15 protein-coding genes are annotated in these 19112 nt (G+C 53.8%); 7 read left to right on the top strand and 8 right to left on the bottom strand.

The window, feature by feature from the left end; all coding sequences use genetic code 11:
* Positions 1-65: 65 nt before the first annotated feature.
* The 4 genes from OCA8868_RS13740 to paaG are packed head-to-tail and all read right to left on the bottom strand — an operon-like array spanning position 66 to position 3204.
* Positions 66-671 carry a TetR/AcrR family transcriptional regulator gene (locus OCA8868_RS13740; protein WP_093997133.1) on the bottom strand — a complete coding sequence of 202 codons (606 nt, stop codon included), beginning with the start codon at positions 669-671 and terminating at the stop codon, positions 66-68.
* Positions 672-676: 5 nt separating this feature from the next.
* Positions 677-1987, bottom strand: coding sequence for a phenylacetate--CoA ligase PaaK (gene paaK, locus OCA8868_RS13735; protein ID WP_093997132.1), 1311 nt, complete (start codon positions 1985-1987; stop codon positions 677-679).
* 3 nt (positions 1988-1990) lie between these two features.
* Positions 1991-2416, bottom strand: coding sequence for a hydroxyphenylacetyl-CoA thioesterase PaaI (gene paaI / locus OCA8868_RS13730; RefSeq protein WP_093997234.1), 426 nt, complete (start codon positions 2414-2416; stop codon positions 1991-1993).
* A 2-nt stretch (positions 2417-2418) separates the two neighbouring features.
* Entirely contained in the window at positions 2419-3204 is a 786-nt protein-coding gene (gene paaG / locus OCA8868_RS13725; protein WP_093997131.1) for a 2-(1,2-epoxy-1,2-dihydrophenyl)acetyl-CoA isomerase PaaG, read from the bottom strand.
* Between the two features lie 94 nt (positions 3205-3298).
* Here paaG and OCA8868_RS13720 point away from each other — a divergent pair, with 94 nt between their 5' ends.
* From OCA8868_RS13720 to OCA8868_RS13710, 3 genes are all read left to right on the top strand, one after another.
* Positions 3299-5317: an FAD-dependent oxidoreductase gene (locus OCA8868_RS13720; RefSeq protein WP_093997130.1), complete on the top strand. Its 2019-nt coding sequence runs from the start codon at positions 3299-3301 to the stop codon at positions 5315-5317.
* A 14-nt stretch (positions 5318-5331) separates the two neighbouring features.
* Positions 5332-7362, top strand: coding sequence for a phenylacetic acid degradation bifunctional protein PaaZ (gene paaZ, locus OCA8868_RS13715; protein WP_093997129.1), 2031 nt, complete (start codon positions 5332-5334; stop codon positions 7360-7362).
* A gap of 136 nt (positions 7363-7498) precedes the next feature.
* Entirely contained in the window at positions 7499-8146 is a 648-nt protein-coding gene (locus tag OCA8868_RS13710) for a hypothetical protein (protein ID WP_179214860.1), read from the top strand.
* A 373-nt stretch (positions 8147-8519) separates the two neighbouring features.
* On the opposite strand, the gene OCA8868_RS13705 is transcribed toward OCA8868_RS13710, so the two are convergent.
* The 3 genes from OCA8868_RS13705 to OCA8868_RS13695 form a co-directional block, all read right to left on the bottom strand.
* Positions 8520-10733, bottom strand: coding sequence for an ABC transporter permease (locus tag OCA8868_RS13705; protein ID WP_245848267.1), 2214 nt, complete (start codon positions 10731-10733; stop codon positions 8520-8522).
* Entirely contained in the window at positions 10733-11752 is a 1020-nt protein-coding gene (locus tag OCA8868_RS13700; protein ID WP_093997127.1) for a quaternary amine ABC transporter ATP-binding protein, read from the bottom strand. Before OCA8868_RS13700 ends, OCA8868_RS13705 begins: the two co-directional genes overlap by 1 nt.
* Positions 11753-11827: 75 nt before the next feature.
* A complete protein-coding gene (locus OCA8868_RS13695; protein ID WP_093997126.1) occupies positions 11828-12769 on the bottom strand; it encodes an ABC transporter substrate-binding protein in 942 nt (313 codons plus the stop codon).
* 279 nt (positions 12770-13048) lie between these two features.
* On the opposite strand from OCA8868_RS13695, the gene OCA8868_RS13690 reads away from it, so the two are divergent.
* From OCA8868_RS13690 to OCA8868_RS13675, 4 genes are read left to right on the top strand one after another with little or no spacing between them, the layout of a single operon-like run.
* Positions 13049-14299 (top strand): sarcosine oxidase subunit beta family protein, encoded by a 1251-nt coding sequence (locus tag OCA8868_RS13690; protein ID WP_093997125.1) that lies wholly within the window; start codon positions 13049-13051, stop codon positions 14297-14299.
* Positions 14299-14586 (top strand): sarcosine oxidase subunit delta, encoded by a 288-nt coding sequence (locus OCA8868_RS13685; protein WP_093997124.1) that lies wholly within the window; start codon positions 14299-14301, stop codon positions 14584-14586. Before OCA8868_RS13690 ends, OCA8868_RS13685 begins: the two co-directional genes overlap by 1 nt.
* On the top strand, positions 14583-17519 hold the full coding sequence (locus tag OCA8868_RS13680) for a sarcosine oxidase subunit alpha family protein (RefSeq protein WP_093997123.1): 2937 nt from the start codon (positions 14583-14585) through the stop codon (positions 17517-17519). Before OCA8868_RS13685 ends, OCA8868_RS13680 begins: the two co-directional genes overlap by 4 nt.
* Positions 17512-18075, top strand: coding sequence for a sarcosine oxidase subunit gamma (locus OCA8868_RS13675; RefSeq protein ID WP_093997122.1), 564 nt, complete (start codon positions 17512-17514; stop codon positions 18073-18075). Before OCA8868_RS13680 ends, OCA8868_RS13675 begins: the two co-directional genes overlap by 8 nt.
* On the opposite strand, the gene OCA8868_RS13670 is transcribed toward OCA8868_RS13675, so the two are convergent.
* Positions 18072-19076 (bottom strand): GlxA family transcriptional regulator, encoded by a 1005-nt coding sequence (locus OCA8868_RS13670; RefSeq protein ID WP_245848265.1) that lies wholly within the window; start codon positions 19074-19076, stop codon positions 18072-18074. The two genes, OCA8868_RS13675 and OCA8868_RS13670, sit on opposite strands and share 4 nt — an antisense overlap.
* Positions 19077-19112 lie beyond the last annotated feature (36 nt).

Here is a 19112-nt window from a genome sequence, read left to right as displayed (position 1 = left end):
TCAAGTCTACATAAACCGACCGGTCAGTCAATTATGTGATTAGCCTGTTACGCTTTATCTTGTGATCAAGCAGATGCAGGCGATTGCAATCCATAAAGCGCGAGATCGGCAACTGTCGCCGCATAGGCTATCCGGTCGTCTTTCGTTGCATCAGGATTCCACATGTAGAGCCAGTTCAGCATCCCAAAGACGGACATAGTAACATCGCGGCACTTGGTCTCGTCTTGCCCCAATGTTTCAGGGGCGCAATCGCGTAGCACTTGCTTCACCAGATCAACAAGATCGTGTTGATACCCCTTGAGGATACCTTGTTTTCTTTCCTCTAAGTGCGGCAGACCTTCACTTTGAATTTTGTGTTCATTGTCCATACCATCATAGGCCAGCAAAAACTCGCGCGTCAGGGTATGCAGACGTTCGGCAGGGGTTTGGCCAGACAGGTCAATGCCACAAACCCAGTTCCGAAGTTGCGACAAGTGGGTGTCCAGAATGTCAAAGATCAGCTCATCTTTGCTATCGTAGTAGTGATAGATATTCGCTTTGGAAATGCCGCTGGCGCGCGCCACTTCACTCATCGAGGCACGAGCAATTCCTTCACGTGCAAAGACTTCCGCAGCCACCGTGAGGATATGTTGGCGCTTGCTGTCGTGATCTTTTGCTTTGGATCTGACCATCCAGTTTACTCCTTGGGGCGGTTATCAACGACGCGCCGAGCTTTACCTTGGCTGCGCTCAACCGTTCCCGTCTCACCGACCGTAACTTTTGTCGAAATCCCTACAACATCTTTGATCTTCTTAGACAAGAGCTTGCCTGCCATCTCACGTGTGGCATCGCCCTCGGCACCTGTCGCAGCTTCGACATTAATTGCCATCGCGTCCATGCGGCCTTCGCGGAACAAAGTGATCTGGAAATGAGGCGCAAGTTCAGGGATGGAAAGCACCTGTTCCTCTACCTGAGTAGGAAAGACGTTCACGCCACGTAGAATGATCATGTCATCTGACCGGCCCGTGATTTTTTCCATTCGCCGCATTGATCTGGCTGATCCTGGCAACAAACGAGTCAAATCGCGGGTACGATAGCGGATCATCGGCAGGCCTTCTTTGGTGATCGTTGTGAACACCAATTCCCCCATTTCACCATCAGGCAGAACTTCGCCGGTCTCGGGATCGATGATCTCAGGGTAGAAATGGTCTTCCCAAATGTGCAGCCCATCTTTGGTTTCAACACATTCACTCGCAACACCTGGCCCCAAAACTTCGGAAAGCCCGTAAATGTCGACGGCATGCATGTCGAAGGCCTCTTCTACCTCGGCGCGCATCGCATTTGTCCAAGGCTCGGCCCCGAAAATTCCAACTTCCAAAGAAGATTCGCGCGGATCAATTCCCGCTTTCCGATACTGTTCCATAATATTCAGCATATAGGACGGCGTCACCATGATGGTCTTCGGCTTAAAGTCTTCGATCAAAGTGACCTGTCGTTCGGTCATTCCGCCAGACACAGGAACAACCGTACAACCAAGCCGTTCGGCCCCGTAGTGTGCCCCTAACCCGCCGGTAAACAAGCCATAGCCATAAGCGATATGGGCCACATCTCCGGGCCGTGTTCCACCAGCGCGCATCGACCGCGCAACCATGTTGGCCCACATATCAATGTCGTTCTCGGTATAGCCGACAACCGTCGGCTTGCCTGTCGTCCCTGATGAAGCATGCAATCGAACGACTTGTTCGCGCGGTACCGCGAATAGTCCGAATGGATAGTTATCGCGCAAATCGTTTTTGTATGTGAACGGGAACTTCGAAAGATCAGCCAAATCCTTTAGATCATCTGGGTGCACGCCCGCGGCTTCAAACCGTTCACGGTACATCGGCACATTGTCATAGGCATGCTTCAGCGACCATTTCATACGCTTCAGTTGAAGCGCGCGGATCTCGTCCAGTGATGCAATTTCAATTGGATCAAGGCTGGATTGGTTAGGGGTCAGGTCTTTCATGTCTTATTCCTCAAACAAGGTGCCTCGCACTGTGCGCGAGCCCCCTCTAAATTCGGCAACCAACGTGCCCTGTTCCGTTTTCACACTCACATCGTAAATGCCACTACGTCCGCTCAAGCTAACTTCATGCGCGGTGGCAATTAACGTATCGCCAAGTTTGCCTGGTACGATATAGGTGATCGAATTGTGCTGCGCGACTGTCGCTTGATTGCGGCTGTTACAGGCAAACGCAAAGGCGCTATCGGCCAGGGCGAATATGATTCCACCATGGCAATTCCCAAGGCCGTTCGTGTGATGCTTAGCCACCGTCAGTGACAAAACAGCACTGCCTTCGTCGACCTGATCAAGCGACATGCCCAACCAAGGGCTAGCATGGTCGTTTGACCACATAATTTCTGCCGATTTTTCGGCACGGGCTTTGGGTGTCATGGTCATGAGCCTTTGAAATTCGGTTTACGCTTTTGCAAAAATGCCGAGACGCCTTCGGCATAGTCATTGGATGCACCGCATGTCTTTTGATACTCGGCCTCTAACGCGAGCTGATCCTCAAACGAATTCGTTCCCGCCGCATGGACCGCCTTTTTGATATGCGCGAAACCCGTCGTCGGGCCAGACGCCAGCTTTTCGGCCAATGTGCGAGCCTCTGTCATCAGGTCATCCGCAGCGCAGGCTTTCCAAATCATACCCCACTCCGCAGCCTGTTCGGCGGTCACGGGCTCTCCGGTCATCGCCAGCGCCTTTGCGCGCGCAGGTCCCAAGAGCCGCGTCAAACTCCACGTTCCACCAGCGTCAGGGACAAGTCCGACATTGGCGAACGATTGGATGAACTTCGCTTTGTCCGAAGCCAGAACGATATCGCAAGCCATCGCTAAATTTGCCCCGGCCCCCGCAGCGACACCATTCACCGCGCAAATTACGGGCATCTCGGCATCCCGGATCAAACGTACAAGCGGGTTATAGAACGTTGTCAGGGTTTTGCTAAGGTCAGGTGGGCCGTCCATTTTCGAAGGATCACGATCCCCTAAGTCTTGCCCAGCGCAGAAACCACGCCCTGCTCCGGTCAAAAGGATCGCCCGCGCTTGACCCGCGATTGCACCTTCTAACGCAGCCCTCAGGGCCAAATGCATCTCGTCGTTAAAGCTGTTCAACTTGTCGGGACGGTTGAGCGTGACCTCCACCCAATGGCCGTGATCTTCTGTCAAAATCGTATCCGACATGAACGACTCCCTTGCATTTATTCAAACATCAATTTACCCAAAGATACATAAACCGACCGGTTGGTCAATAATGACTGTAGGATCTTGCAGCGCTATGACATCCCCTGTTTCAGTAGAAATCAAAGGCCCAATTGCTTGGGTGACGATCGACAATCCCCCTGTAAACGCAACTTCAACAGCGGTTCGCGCAGGCTTGATGCAAGCCGTTGATGCAGTCAAAGGGTGCGACTTGGCCGTGCTGCAATGCACGGGAAAAACCTTTGTCGCGGGCGGTGACATGTCAGAATTCGATGCCCCACCACAGCCGCCGCACCTGCCGGATGTTGTAGATGCGATTGAGAAAAGTCGCGTGCCGTTTTTAGCCATCATGCACGGAACCGTTCTGGGTGGTGGCTTTGAAATCGCCATGGCGTGTGCGTACCGAATTGCGAAACCAGGCACCCGGTTTGGGTTGCCCGAGGTAAACATGGGATTAATCCCCGGTGCAGGCGGAACCCAACGCGCACCGCGTCTTGTAGGTTGGCAAACAGCGGTCGAAATGGCCTGCCTTGGGCAATTGAAATCGGCTGAGAATCTACTCGAGCTCGGCGTCATTAACGCAATTTCAGATAATCCAGAAGCGGAAGTAGAAAACCACGTTGACCGTCCGTTCGAGCCTGTTTCTGAACGGCGCACGCCAGCTTCTCCGGACTGGGATGCGTTGAGCGAGCAGGTAAAACGCTTTGCAAAGGGCCGTGCTGCACCGCTTCATAATTTGACTGCGTTGCAATGGGCAAACGCGCCATACGCAGATTCGCAGCCAAAGGAACGCGCGCTTCATTTGAAACTGCGCCAATCGGACGAAAGCCGCGCGTTGCGTCATATCTTTTTCGCCGAACGCGCGGCAATGAGCCCAGCCGCGTTGCGTGACACCACGCCGAACGCAGTCACCCAAGTTGCTATCGTTGGTGGCGGATTGATGGGGTGCGGCATCGCAGCGGCGTGCCTGAACGCCGGACATCAAGTAAACCTCATCGAGCAAAACGAAGACGCGTCCCAGAAAGCGACCCAGACCGTTCGCGCACTGCTGAAAGGGGCATTGGATCGCGGCAAGGCAACGCAAACGCAATACGATAATCGCCTGCAGGCATTTAGCGCTTCTGATAACTACCATGATGCAGCGAATGCAGATCTGGCAATCGAAGCTGTCTTTGAAAACTTGGACGCCAAGCGCGCGGTTTTCACTAAACTTTCCGAAGTGATGCGACCGGATGCATTGCTTGCGACGAACACGTCCTACTTAGACCCCAACGATATCTTCGCTGATATCCCAAATCCTGAACGCTGCTTTGGTCTTCATTTCTTTTCACCAGCTCACATCATGAAACTGGTTGAAGTTGTACAAGGCGAAAACACGAGCAAAGCGACTTTGGCGACGGGATTTTCGTTTGCCAAAGGTCTGCGCAAGACGCCTGTTTTGGCGGGCGTTTGTGACGGATTTATCGGCAACCGCATACTTGCCGCCTATCGACGAGCAGCCGAATATTTACTGGCGGATGGCGCATTGCCTTACCAAGTTGATGCCGCAATGCGTTCCTTTGGAATGGCGATGGGGCCGTTTGAGGCGCAAGATCAATCGGGCCTACAAATCGCTGAGGCCAATCGCAGACGCCAAGACGCAACTCGCGACCCGAATGAACGCTATGTTCACATTTCTGATCGTCTTTGCGCTGAAGAACGGTTTGGCAAACGCAGCGGCGCAGGTTGGTACACGTATTCGCCCGAAAAGAAGGCTCCGCAGCGCGATCCATGGGTGGAAACACTGATCGCGGATTACAGCAATGAAATCGGCATTCAGCGCAAGTCGTTCACTGACGCCGACATTCAAACCCAACTTCTTACGGCCATGGCCAATGAAGGGGCGCGGATCGTCCAAGAAGGCATCGCAGACAGCGACGCCACAGTCGATGTCGTTAAAACAGCTGGCTACGGCTTTCCGCGCTGGCGGGGCGGGCCGATGCATTGGGCCAACACTGTCGGCGATGAAAAACTGCGCCAGACGCTTGGCGAAATGCAGACGTCCAGCCCCAACTCTTGGGTCGCTGCGGACCGTTTCGCGACCTCGAAAAATTAAACAAAGGTGACACGATGACACTCCAAAACGTACAAAGTTTCGCTGCAGGACGCTGGATAGGCACAGACGATAGCGCGCGTGTTATCCATTCGGCCGTTACCGGAAAAGTTATAGCGCAAGCGGGAAATGCCTCGCTTGATACCGACGAGATGCTGGACTACGCGCGAAATGTTGGCGGCCCTGCCCTACGGGAAATGACGTTTCACCAACGCGCCAAGATGCTCAAAGCGCTCGCACTCGACCTTAGCAAGCACAAGCAGCGGCTTTACGATATCTCGTTTGCAACTGGCGCGACGCAGAATGACCACTTGATTGATATTGATGGTGGCATCGGCACGATGCTGGTTTTCGCGTCCAAAGGGCGCCGCGAAATGCCCGACGACGTTGTCTACCTTGATGGTGCAGTCGAACAGCTGTCACGGAACGGAACGTTCCTAGGCCAACATATCTGTACACCTTTGCGCGGTGTCGCGGTTCATATCAATGCGTTTAACTTCCCCGTTTGGGGTATGTTGGAAAAGCTGGCACCGACCTTGCTCGCCGGAGTACCTGCGATTGTCAAACCTGCAACGGCTAGCTGCTATGTAACAGAACTGGCCGTCCAGATCATGATTGATAGCGGCATCCTGCCTAAGGGTGCGTTGCAAATGGTTGCTGGTGGTCTGGGCGGTATGCTGGGCCAGTTGACCAATCAGGATGTGGTTAGCTTTACGGGCTCAGCGGACACCGCGCTTATGCTTCGCTCACAGAAACATATTCTCGCGAACTCCATTCGTTTTGTCGCTGAGCAAGACAGCCTGAACGCGTCAATTCTTGGCCCCGATGCCAGCCCAGACACGCCGGAATTTGGTCTGTTCATCAAAGAAGTTACCCGCGAGATGACAACAAAGGCGGGGCAAAAATGCACCGCAATCCGTCGGGTTTTTGCACCCGACGTGCTTGTGCCTGCGGTGCTCGAGGCACTTCAGGAAAGCCTGTCCAAGGTGACGATCGGTGATCCGGCCGACGACGCCACACGTATGGGTGCGCTTGTCTCTCCGTCTCAACGTGCCGATGTCTTGGCAAAGGCCGCTACCTTAGGCAAAGAGGCCGAGCGCGTATTTGGCGATCCAGATAACTTTACCGTCCATGGCGCGAGCGCGGAGAAAGGTGCATTCCTCCCCCCGATGTTGTTCCACTGTGCCACGCCAGATACTGCGGTCAATGTGCATGAAGTCGAGGCATTTGGGCCGGTATCCACAGTTATGCCTTATCGCGATTTGGATCATGCAGTTGAGCTTGTGAACAAAGGCCAAGGCAGTCTGGTTGCGTCCGTTATTACCCATGACGCGCAGGTCGCGCGTCTGGTGGCTTTGGGCGCTGGTGCATTCCATGGGCGGCTGTACTTCAACAACCGTGACAGCATGAAGGAAAGCACCGGCCACGGTTCCCCTTTGCCGCATATGGTACATGGTGGGCCAGGGCGTGCAGGCGGCGGTGAGGAAATGGGGGGCATACGAGGCGTGATGCATTATATGCAACGTACCGCCATTCAAGGTAGCCCGGATATCCTCGCGGCGATCGGTAACAAATGGGTGCCCGGCGCACGCGAAATTGACCACGCAGACCACCCCTTCACGCGCAGTTTTCATGAGCTTGAGATCGGCGAGACTTACAAAACCAAAGAACGTCAGATCAGTCTGGCAGACATCGAACACTTCGCGGAATTCACTGGCGACACTTTCTATGCGCACATGGACGACGCAGCAGCCAAACGGAATCCATTCTTCCCCGGCCGCGTTGCGCATGGATACCTCTTGCTGAGCTTCGCAGCCGGACTGTTCGTTGAACCGAATGAAGGGCCAGTATTGGCGAATACGGGTCTGGACAACTTACGGTTTACGAAGCCAGTTGAAGCTGGCGACAGCATTAAGGTGCACCTCAGCGTTAAGCACAAGACTCCGCGCAATGAAGAGTACGGTGAAGTTCGCTGGCACGTCACATTGACAAACCAAGACGACGAGCTTGTCGCTGAGTATGAACTGCTGACCATGAACGCTTACTGAGTTATGTCGAAGGCATAGGCACGCCGAGATACAATATGTTAGGGTCTGCTTGACTTAATGTATCAGGAATACCGTGCCGCCTCTTCATCCTCTCGTAAAAAGCCTTTTGGATCTTGAGGTCCTAAAGACTTGGTCTGTGATCGTTACCCTGTTTGGCGACTATGAAGGTGATCACCTGACGGGAAGCCAGATCAGAGAAATTCTCGGTAATTTGGGAATTAAGCCCGAAGCAATCCGCGTTGCGCTTCATAGACTCAAAGCGGATGGTTGGATCCGCGCTGAAAAACAAGGGCGGGGTGCGATCTACGCGCTTACACCCAAAGGGCGGACCGAAACCGCCGCTGCTGCCAAGGACGTGTATCGAACCGATCCGAAGTTTCCGCAGGGCTGGCAGTTCTATCTGCATGATGATGAGGTCGAGCATGAACAAGCGGTCGCGATCACCAAAGAAGTTCTGGCCGCGCCCATTCAGGTTTCAGACGAACTTGGTGGTTGTTTTGCCCTTACGTCCCAACCGCAAGACATGCCTTCATGGATAGAAGAACGCCTTGTGCCACATCACCTATTGCAGATTGCGAACGCGATTGTTGACGTTGGGCACGCCGTTTCGAAAAGCGATCAAGCATTGCAGCCTTTAGACGCGAAATGCTTGCGTCTGTTGCTTGTGCACCAATGGCGCAGACTTGCTTTGCGCCCGGGAACATGGGCGCACATCAGCCTGTTGCCAAAGGGCACGTTGGCAATGTGTCACAAAAGCATGTCGGCTTTTCTTACGCTCGATTGAGCAAGGCTAAGTGTCATAGTCGACGTCGATCTGTTTAGACGTCGGGAACGATTGGCTGGTTAATATTTGGCCGTTTTCGATGTCGCTGTCTTCCAGTGCCATTCTAGCGCGCATATGCACTGTTCCGTTTGTTAGACAGGCCCGAAGGTAAGATAGTTCAAAATGCGTGCGTTCATGTCGGGTCAATTTCCATCTTAAACGTCGGGTCGGAATATTTCCGACATAGTGGGAAGATGGGAACAACCAAGACCCCACCCACCTCTGACGAGGTTTTGTCAGGGTATTCGCTGTCAATGAAGATTGCATGTGCCCGACTGGGTGACTTTTTCGTCACTAACGCAGCGTCCGGAGGCGTTCGCCCACTATCACGCGATTACTTAAGACCTAGGATGCGTTTCTTGTGCGATGCCCAGCGGTTAATGACGAGATCAAAGCTCAGCGCCATGAAAGCCACGTTCAGACCGAGTACAAAGTTCTTACCAAGATCGGTACCAGCCAATGTGCGCTGCAGTTCCTGCCCCAAATCAACAGTGCCAATATAGGCCGCAATCATAGTCATGAAGAATGCGAACATCAGCGCTTGGTTAAACCCTACTGCCATCGTTGGCAGCGCGAGTGGAAACTGCACCGTCCAAAGCTTTTGCAACCGCGTTGCCCCCGACATGTCAGCAGCTTCTGTCATTTCCTCGGGAACAGCGCGCAGGCCTTCAATCGTGTAACGGATCAGCGGAACCATTGCGAAAATCATAATTGCGAACAAAACCGCGATCGGCGTAATTGAAAAAAGCATAATTGCGGGCAAAAGATACACAAAGCTCGGGAAGGTCTGGGCCGTGTCCGCAGCAAGCAGCAAAAAAACGTCCCGCAACATTTGACCGGCAATCTTCCAAATCACATAGAAACTCGCCCCGAAGATTGTCCAATACACGATGCTGTAGGTCGTTGCGTTCGGTTCTTCACCAAACACGCCGAGGGACCAAAGAATATATCGCAACACACCTGCCGCGATGAGTGCGCCGGAGAATATGATGCTGCGGCGGAACAGAAGCGAAATGATGCCAGTGACGACTGAAAGTGAAACCCCTTTGGAAAAATCGATCTTTTCGGCAGGCGGGCTGGCGCCCCAAACGGCCAAGGGAATAGCAACCAATGCTGCCACGGCTGTTGACGTCAGCACGTAGTAGATCGTGATTACCGAGCGATCCCACCAGCCAGAAAACATGACCCACAAGAAGAAGAGAAATGCGATCAGCGCTTGTTTGCGTCCCGCCATCCCCCACGCCATCGCAACGACAATCGCAATAAACGCAGGCGTTGGAATAGAGAGGAGGAAATTGCGGAACGGGATCAGAACGTAGTTGTTCATGAACACTCGCAACCCATTGGTCACAGCCTTTAGCACTGGGTTCTGCAGCAAATCGTCTTTGACAAACCGGTCCAGTTCGCGACCTTGACTGAAGTCTTGTCCGCGACCTAGCTCACCTGCGACAGGCACGAACTGCGCCAAGATCACACAGCCAATGAATGCCACCACCGACATTGCAAAAAACTTGTGGCGTTCAAGCCAGCCAGTGCCTTTTTCATGATGGACAGGCTGCTTAACGACCCACGCTTTTGACAAACGGTCCAGCATGACAGCCAGCAGAACAATTGTGATACCAATTTCCAAACTGCGGCCCAATTTGAAACTACCCATCATAGACAGCAACTTCGCACCCAAGCCGGGCATTCCGATGAAGGCCGTAAGAACGACCATCGCAAGCGACAACATGATAACTTGGTTCACACCAACCAATATCTCGGTGCGGGCGGAAGGAATGTAAACGTAACGCAGCATTTGCCAGCGTGAGCAGCCAGACATTTTGCCCGCCTCAACAACCTCGGGGCTGACCTTTTTAAGGCCAAGCGAGGTCATCAAAATCATAGGCGGAATTGCATAGATGGTCGTGGCTACCGCGCCAGCTGTAGGACCAACCTTGAAGAAGATCACAGCTGGCAAAAGATAGGTGAAGAACGGGATCGTCTGGAGAAGCGAAAGAATGGGCATAAGTGCGTTTTCAACTGCTTTGCTTTTCCAGCTCCAAATTCCGAGCAACAGGCCGATCACAAAAGCCAGCGGCGCTGCGACGACTAAGACTGACATTGTCTCCATCGCGATTTCCCATTGGCCGATTAGGGCGGTCCAGATGAACGTTCCGGCACCCAATGCAGCCAAACGCCAGCCACCAAGGTAGTAACCTACAATGCCTGCAACTGCGGCGATCGCCGTCCATGGTATCGGCTCAAAATTCGGCCAACGACGTTTTCCAAACAAGATGTTTGAAGAGACATCAATCAGCCATTGTAACCCGCCAGTTAGAAAACGCGTTAGGTCCAAGAGATGCAGGTCATCCTTGATAAAGTTGAAGATAGCATCCAGCCAATCCGCAAGTGGTGGCACGAATTGTTCCGGCAAACGGTGCAACCACGCGGGAAGCAACCCAACATATTGCATCAATGTCAGTGCTACAGCGAACCCAAGTAATCCGGTGACAGCTTTTTTGGGTGTCAATCTTGAGCTGGTAACGTTGGTTGCAGCTTCAGCCATCAATCATCCCCTAAAAGCACGGACAGTGCTTCTGCGCGGTCCAATCCGCCGATGATTTCACCATCTTTTGCAACTGGGATAACCTTGCGTTTATCCTGAATCAGAACTTTCGCCAATTCCTTGATCGTTGCCGCATGATCGACCGGATCACCAGAACCTTTCGCCGCCTTGTTCGCCATTACCCGCGCAGACACCACTTGGGCCTTATCGATCTCTTCGGTGAACTTGCGCACGTATTCAGTGGCAGGGTGCAGCACGATCTGATCTGGCGTGTCACATTGCTCGACTGCGCCGTCTTTCATGATCGCAATTCGATCCGCGAGGCGTAGAGCCTCATCGAAATCATGCGTGATAAAAACAATCGTTTTGTTCAGCATGTTTTGTAGGCGGAGGAATTCGTCCTGCATCTCCCGTCGGATCAACGGGTCCAATGCGGAAAATGGTTCGTCAAGGAACCAAATATCAGGTTCTATCGCCAATGAACGGGCGATGCCTACTCGCTGCTGCTGTCCACCTGACAGCTCACGAGGGAAATACTCTTCGCGCCCTTCAAGCCCGACAAGTTTGATCACCTCTAGCGCGCGTTCACGTCGTGTGTGTTTATCTTGGCCTCGCATCTCCAACGGAAAGGCCACGTTTTCAAGAACTGTACGGTGCGGCAGTAGTCCAAAGGACTGGAAGACCATGCCCATTTTGGATCGACGCAATTCAATCAAGTCTTGCTCCGAGAGGGACATGATGTCTTGCCCTTCAACGGAAATCGTTCCGGCCGTGATATCATGAAGACGAGAGAAACAGCGTACCAACGTCGATTTACCGGAGCCGGATAACCCCATAATCACCAGCATTTCGCCTTTGTGGACGTCGATTGAAACATCTCTGACGCCAGCAATATATCCTGCTTGGCGGATGTCTTCGAAACTCATTTCTGGGGTCAACGTCTCGTAAAAGGCTTTGGGTCTGGAACCAAAAATTTTCCACACGTTTTTGCAGGAAATAACAGGGGTATCAGCTGACATGGCGATCCTTGTGAGAAATGTCCCCGCCCAGAAAGTCCGGACGGGGATAAAAAGCAAAATAGTCAGAGCATGAGATTAGTTAACCCAAGAACTCCAAACGTCCGGGTTTGCTTCAAGCCAAACTTCGGCCGCCTCATCAGGTTCCATTTCGTCGATATCGACGAGCTTCGCCATTTCCGCGATCTGTGGGTTGGTAAAGTTGATCTGCTCCAACACAGCGTAAGCAGACGGCCATTTGGCCTCCATACCTTCCCAAGCAGCTATCTTTAGGTAACCGGTCGCTGGGTTACCGCAATCATAGAGAGCGTCAGGGTTTGGCCCGACGGCTGGATCGGTGTCACACCCATCTTCCCATTCTGGGAATTCAACGAACTCACCTGGCCAGACGGCTTCGGCAAAGTTTGGCGTCCAATTAAACACAACGACTGGACGCCGTTCAGCTTCGGCAGCGCCGATTTCAGCCCAGAGTGCAGCCGCAGAGCCCGCGTTCACAACAACGAAGTCCATTCCAAGCGATTCAACACGTTCCTGACCATGCTTTAGCCAGTCAACTGGGCCATCAAGGTAACGTCCCATGTCGCCGGTTTCGGCGGTTGCAAACAATGCTGCGCAGTCGTTCAAGGCTTCCCAATCAGGCAGACCTGGGCAAGCATCTTTGGTCCACATTGGGTACCACCAGTCTTCCCGTGTCACAGCGTCGTGGTCTCGGACGTCAACAATGCCACCCTTTTCCATAGCCGCACGGAATGATGCGCCAAACGCGCCTTCCCAGACTTCGAGTTCAAACGTCACATCGCCCAAACGGATCGATTCATAAACCGCCTGACTATCTGTAGTGACATATTCAACCGCGTGGCCTTGCTCTTCGAGTATCTGCCCAACGACGTTGGACATCACGATCTGGCTTGACCAGTTGTGGATTGGAATAACGATCGGGTCGCTGCTGTCTTCCGCCATTACAGCGAACGGTGCACATGCGAGCACACCAGCCGTCAAAGCTTTTGTCATTTTCTTCATGTAGTTCTCCCTTTATTGTAACGCCATTTAAAGCAGCGCTATTTTCGCCCTGACGCATCAGGGGCTAGATCATTGCTGCGCGATTCTTTTTGTTGCGCTTGCATACATCCGCATTCAGTCTCGCATTTTTTTCCTACCAATCAAGTTTTTTTCTCCTTGGGGAACTTGAACGCTAAGCAACGCCCCGAAACGAATGTCGTTTTTGGACAACCTAATGTCCAAACTCACTGCAGCAATGTTGGGCGATATTGTGGAGTCTACACCTAGAGAGAGGTGTCTATGCGCTATTCAGGTCTTCAGGTTATCAAGCAAGCCTTGACGGGTCACAAAGGCTGGAAGCCCGCGTGGCGTGATCCGGAACCAAAACCGAACTATGATATTATTATCATCGGTGGTGGCGGGCACGGCCTAGCGACGGCTTACTATCTTGCAAAAGAATTCGGCCAGAAACGCATCGCTGTATTGGAAAAGGGTTGGATCGGCGGCGGCAACGTTGGCCGCAACACAACGATTATCCGCTCCAATTACCTGCTGGACGGGAACGAACCGTTCTATGAATTCTCGCTCAAGCTCTGGGAAGGGCTGGAGCAGGATTTCAACTACAATGCTATGATCTCCCAGCGCGGGATTTTGAACCTGATTCACTCCGACGCGCAGCGCGACGCGTTCATCCGCCGGGGCAATGCGATGCTCTTGAACGGAGCGGACGCTGAGATGCTTACGACCGAGCAAATCAAAGCACGCTACCCGTATCTAAACACAGAAGACGCCCGCTTCCCAATAAAAGGTGGCCTCGCCCAACATCGCGGTGGCACCGTGCGCCACGATGCTGTGGCTTGGGGGTACGCCCGTGGAGCAGATAAGCTTGGCGTTGATATTATCCAGAACTGTGAAGTCACTGGTTTCAGGCAAGAAAATGGAAGATGCGTCGGCGTTGAAACCTCTCGCGGGTATATAGGTGCTGGCAAGATCGGCTGCGCAGTCGCCGGATCCTCTAGTCGGTTGATGTCTAAAGTCGACATGCGTCTTCCTATGGAAAGCCACGTATTGCAGGCGTTCGTTTCCGAGGGCCTCAAGCCGGTTATGCCCGGTGTTGTGACATTTGGTGCGGGCCACTTCTACTGTAGCCAATCCGACAAAGGCGGCCTTGTCTTTGGCGGCGATTTGGATGGCTACAACTCTTACGCCCAGCGCGGCAACCTGCCCGTGGTCGAAGACGTGTGCGAAGGTGGAATGGCGATCTTCCCGGCCTTTGGCCGCGCGCGCTTGTTGCGCATGTGGGGCGGGATCATGGACATGTCGATGGACGGTTCACCAATCATCGATCGCACTCCAATTGATGGGCTCTATTTCAACGGCGGCTGGTGCTACGGCGGGTTCAAAGCCACGCCAGCGTCGGGGTTCTGTTTTGCGCATCTATTGGCGCGGGATGAGCCACATCCAACCGCCACGGCCTATCGTTTCAACCGTTTCGAGACCGGTCACATGATCGATGAAAAAGGGATGGGCAATCAGCCCAATTTGCACTGATGATTATCGAACACCCCCTTCTTGGCCCCCGCGACTCGTCGGAATTCACCTACATGGGTGACGCCAAACTGATCGACCGTCCTGACCCCGAGGCGGAAACAGCGGCCCGTGATTTTTATGAGTACGGCTACTTGCGTGACAATCCGGCGGGATGGCACGACGAACTTTGGTTTCATGAACAAGGCGACCGAAGCTGGCTTGTGGTGACGCGAAACACACTTACCCATGAGATTTCCAAAGTGGAATTGGCCCGCGACGTGGCCCGTGCACGGGGGCGCAGCAAATGACCCAAAAGAACCGGCTAAGCGGGGGGCAAATTGACCCCAACGAAACCTTTTCCTTCAAGTTCGACGGTAAATCCTACCAAGGGCACAAGGGCGACACACTTGCCTCTGCGTTACTCGCCAATGGCGTCCGCCTTATGGGTCGGTCGTTCAAATACCACCGCCCACGCGGTGTTCTGACTGCAGGTTCCGAAGAGCCCAACGCCTTGGTCGAACTGCGCACAGGCGCGCGCCAAGAACCGAACACCCGCGCCACAACTGCTGAGCTATTCGACGGGTTGGTTGCGAAAAGCCAGAACCGGTTGGGTTCCCTGCGTTTTGACGCGATGGCGATCAATGACCGCTTTTCGAATTTCTTAACGGCGGGCTTTTATTACAAAACCTTCATGTGGCCCAAGGCATTCTGGGAAAAGGTGTATGAGCCGATCATCCGTAAGGCCGCTGGCCTTGGATCGCTCTCGCTAGAAGATGACCCTGATGTCTATGACAAAGGTTTCTTGCACTGCGATCTCCTGATCATTGGCAGTGGACCTGCGGGCCTGTCCGCCGCGCTGACTGCCGGACGATCGGGCGCACAGGTGATCCTTGCGGATGAAGATTTTCGCATGGGCGGGCGTCTGAATTCCGAGACACATGAAATCGGTGGCACTTCGGGCGCACAATGGGCTGCCGCAACGATGGCAGAACTTTCTGCATTGCCGAACGTGCGGATCATGACACGAACCACCGTCATCGGTGCGTTTGATCATGGTATTTACGGTGCCGTGGAACGGGTAAGCGACCACCTCGCGACGCCAGAGGCGGGCAAACCCCGTCAAATCCTTTGGCGTATCTACACAAAGCATACTGTTCTGGCAGCAGGCGCCACCGAACGGCCAATCGCGTTTGAGAACAATGATCGTCCGGGCATCATGCTCGCCTCTGCTATGCGAACCTATGCGAACCGATTTGCAGTCACGGCTGATCAACGTGTCGCGATCTTTACAAACAACGATGACGGACACCGGACCGCCGCAGACCTGCACGCCAAAGGCGTGAAAATTGCAGCTGTCGTTGATGTTCGCGCTGACGCGCCAAGCTCAATGGATTACGAAGTGCTTCACGGCGAAGTCGTAAACACCAAAGGCCGTCTTGGATTGAGTTTTGCCGAGGTGAAACTCGCAGATGGAAGCACCCGTACGCTTGAGGCCGGCGCACTTGGCGTTTCTGGCGGCTGGAACCCGAACGTTCATATGACGTGCCATCAACGTGGTCGTCCTACGTGGAACAGCGACCTCGCTGCGTTTGTTCCCGGTGCTGATTTACCAATGGGAATGGTCGTTGCAGGGGCTGCCAACGGCGATCTATCCACCCACGGCGCATTGCTGGGTGGCGCACAGGCGGCAAAGTCATTGCTTGGCATTAAGGGCCGTCTGCCGAAACTGCCAGAAACCGAAGACGCCCCAGTCAACGTCACTCCGTTCTGGTACGTAGAAGGCGCGAGCCGTGCATGGATCGATCAGCAGAACGATGTGACCGTCAAAGACGTCAAACTCAGCCACCAAGAAGGGTTCCGCAGCGTTGAGCACCTCAAGCGCTATACGACGTTGGGCATGGCGACCGATCAGGGAAAGACATCCAATATGGGTGGTCTCGCGATCATGGCGGAACTGGCTGGCAAGACCATTCCCGAAGTCGGCACGACTATCTTCCGCCCGCCTTACACGCCGACAGCTATCGGGGTTCTGGCGGGCCGTCATACTGGACAAGACTTTCACCCCAAACGCCTGACCCCGTCCCACAAGTGGGCCGAAGAACGCGGTGCCGTCTTTGTTGAGGTCGGCAACTGGCTGCGCGCCCAGTGGTTCCCCATTGCTGGTGAAACACATTGGCGCGAAAGCGTTGACCGCGAGGTTCTCGCGACGCGGAAATCCGTTGGCGTCTGTGACGTGACCACCTTGGGCAAAGTCGACGTGCAGGGCCCAGATGCAGCCCAGTTCCTGAACATGGTATACTGCAATGGCTTTGCGAAACTCGCCGTCGGCAAAACCCGCTACGGGCTGATGCTGCGTGAAGACGGCATTGCGATGGATGACGGCACCGCCGCGCGCCTTGCCGAGGATCACTTCGTCGTCACGACCACCACGGCCAACGCCCTGCCCGTCTATCGCCATATGGAGTTTGTGCGCCAATGCCTTGCGCCGGACATGGACGTTCAGTTGATCTCAACCACCGAAGCATGGGCGCAATATGCGGTCGCAGGCCCGAATGCGCGGAAGTTGTTGGAAAAGATCGTCGACGTAGACATCTCTAACGACGCGTTCCCCTTCATGGCCTGCGCCAATATTACGATCTGCGGTGGGTTACGTGCGCGTTTGTTCCGCATCTCGTTTTCTGGCGAGCTCGCCTATGAAATCGCCGTTCCGACAGCCTATGGTGACGCGCTTATGCGCAAGATCATGGAGGTCGGCGAAGAATTCAACATCACGCCATACGGCACCGAGGCCCTTGGTGTTATGCGCATTGAAAAAGGCCACGCAGCCGGTAACGAACTTAATGGAACGACCACGGCCGCCAACCTTGGCATGGGCCACATGGTCAGCAGTCTGAAGGATAGCATCGGTAAAGTCCTGTCTCAACGCGACGGCCTCAACGCCGACGGCGATCTGCGCCAAGTTGGTATTAAACCTGTTGATCCCGCCGACCCGGTTCCTGCGGGGGCACATTTGATGAACGCGGATGGTCCAGTCGATGCCACCCACGATCAAGGGTATGCGACATCTGCATGCTATTCACCGAACCTCGGCCATTCTATCGCAATCGGGTTCCTCAAAAACGGCTCTGAGCGCATGGGTGAACGCATGCGTCTGGTTAGCCCACTCACAGGTGTCGAAACAGAAGTCGAAATTGTGAGCGCTCATTTCATTGATCCAGACGGGGAGCGTCTTCGTGCATAGCCTCACATCCGTAACCGCATTGGGCGGCACCGAACCACGTATTGATACCTTTGATCATATAAAAATCACGGAAAATGATGGTGTTGCGTTGGCCTCTGTCGCGGCGCGAATAGGCAGGGAAGCTGCATGCCATAAAGTGCTCAAGAAACTGCTCGGCGCGGTTCCTGAAACAGGCCGCGCGGTATTGCATGATCCCGAAGCCGGGTTTTGCATGGGGCCGGACCAATGGATGATCGGTGCGCCAAAGGACACCCACGAGCTATTGGCGGATCAACTGAAAGATCTCTTTGGTGACAATGCATCCATCACAGAACAGTCCGGCGCTTGGGTTTGTTTTGATCTGCGTGGCCCTGCCATGGAAGACATGAGTGAACGCCTTTGTAACATTCCAATCCGCAGTATGATTTCGGGTGATGTGCGCCGCACAGTGATCCATCAGCTAGGCTGTTTTACGATCCGACGCGCTGACGCCGACCATTTGCGTATTTTAGGGCCACGCGCGTCTGCCGAAACCCTACATCACGCGATCCTGACCGCAGCACTGTCTACAGCCTAGGCTTGTGGCAAGATCGCGTTCTCGTTTACGCGGAACATGTTGATCTTCTTGCGGTCGTCTTTAGGGGGGATGCCAAACACCTCGACGTAAGTCCTACTCATGGATGCGGTGCTGGAATAGCCGACGGCCAGTGCGATCTGGATCATTGTATCCTTACTGTAATGCAGCAATTGCCGCGCTTTATGCATCCGTAGTGATTTGTAGTAGCCAAGCGGAGTCTTCCCAGTCGTTTGAACGAACAACCGTTCCAACTGACGCACGGAGACCCCTGCCTCCTTTGCGACCTCTGAAATCGGTAGGGTATCCTCAATGTTGGCCGCAAATATATCTACAGCTTTGCGCACCATTGGTGGCAGCATGTCATTCGAAATCTCTGCAACAAATGTTGGCTTACGTTGTGTTACGCCCTGCCCTCGAAGCAAAGGATGCTGGAACCAACACGCTACTTCCGTCGCTACATCCGCAGACATAGCTTCTTCGATTAGGTGCAACGCCAGATCGAACGCAGCAGCCGCGCCGGACGCCGTTTGCCGATTATCCGCGAGAACAATCACATTCTCGGTTGCTTCGATATCTGGAAACTCAGCCGCGAACGCTGCTTCATAGCACCAATGAACCGACGTAACATGCCCGTCGAGCAGCCCGGCGCGGGCAAGCGGGAACACCCCACCACTGATCGCTCCTAGCGCCACGCCATGGCGGGACAGTTTGCGTAGAACCCCATTTGAGCTTTGTGGGGCTTCAAATTTTGCCATTGGACCACTTAAAATGAACAGTCGATCCAGCTTGTCGCACTCCGCGAGCGCTTGGTCGGGCTCAAACCAAACATGCGCGCTAGCTTGGACGCGTTCACCATCCTCAGACACCAGCTTCCACGTGAACAGCTCATGCCCGCTGATTTCATTGGCAGCACGCAAAGGTTCAATCATCGACGTCAGACAGGACATCGGAAAACCAGGGAAAATCAGAAATCCGAATTGGATGTTTTTATTCACAGTCATAAAATTACACTAACAAGAAAAAATCGTGCTAGACTA

Origin of the sequence: Octadecabacter ascidiaceicola (assembly GCF_900185015.1) — a bacterium.
Taxonomy (GTDB): domain Bacteria; phylum Pseudomonadota; class Alphaproteobacteria; order Rhodobacterales; family Rhodobacteraceae; genus Octadecabacter; species Octadecabacter ascidiaceicola.
Note: the sequence above shows the minus strand (reverse complement) of the source record. Positions and strands in the feature narration are given on the sequence as shown.

What these genes read in the sequence shown, in the direction of transcription:
- OCA8868_RS13740 (WP_093997133.1), bottom strand. Translation starts at nt 671, where the DNA reads ATGGTCAGATCCAAAGCAAAAGATCACGACAGCAAGCGCCAACATATC.
- paaK (WP_093997132.1), bottom strand. Translation starts at nt 1,987, where the DNA reads ATGAAAGACCTGACCCCTAACCAATCCAGCCTTGATCCAATTGAAATT.
- paaI (WP_093997234.1), bottom strand. Translation starts at nt 2,416, where the DNA reads ATGACACCCAAAGCCCGTGCCGAAAAATCGGCAGAAATTATGTGGTCA.
- paaG (WP_093997131.1), bottom strand. Translation starts at nt 3,204, where the DNA reads ATGTCGGATACGATTTTGACAGAAGATCACGGCCATTGGGTGGAGGTC.
- OCA8868_RS13720 (WP_093997130.1), top strand. Translation starts at nt 3,299, where the DNA reads ATGACATCCCCTGTTTCAGTAGAAATCAAAGGCCCAATTGCTTGGGTG.
- paaZ (WP_093997129.1), top strand. Translation starts at nt 5,332, where the DNA reads ATGACACTCCAAAACGTACAAAGTTTCGCTGCAGGACGCTGGATAGGC.
- OCA8868_RS13705 (WP_245848267.1), bottom strand. Translation starts at nt 10,733, where the DNA reads ATGGCTGAAGCTGCAACCAACGTTACCAGCTCAAGATTGACACCCAAA.
- OCA8868_RS13700 (WP_093997127.1), bottom strand. Translation starts at nt 11,752, where the DNA reads ATGTCAGCTGATACCCCTGTTATTTCCTGCAAAAACGTGTGGAAAATT.
- OCA8868_RS13695 (WP_093997126.1), bottom strand. Translation starts at nt 12,769, where the DNA reads ATGAAGAAAATGACAAAAGCTTTGACGGCTGGTGTGCTCGCATGTGCA.
- OCA8868_RS13690 (WP_093997125.1), top strand. Translation starts at nt 13,049, where the DNA reads ATGCGCTATTCAGGTCTTCAGGTTATCAAGCAAGCCTTGACGGGTCAC.
- OCA8868_RS13685 (WP_093997124.1), top strand. Translation starts at nt 14,299, where the DNA reads ATGATTATCGAACACCCCCTTCTTGGCCCCCGCGACTCGTCGGAATTC.
- OCA8868_RS13680 (WP_093997123.1), top strand. Translation starts at nt 14,583, where the DNA reads ATGACCCAAAAGAACCGGCTAAGCGGGGGGCAAATTGACCCCAACGAA.
- OCA8868_RS13670 (WP_245848265.1), bottom strand. Translation starts at nt 19,076, where the DNA reads ATGACTGTGAATAAAAACATCCAATTCGGATTTCTGATTTTCCCTGGT.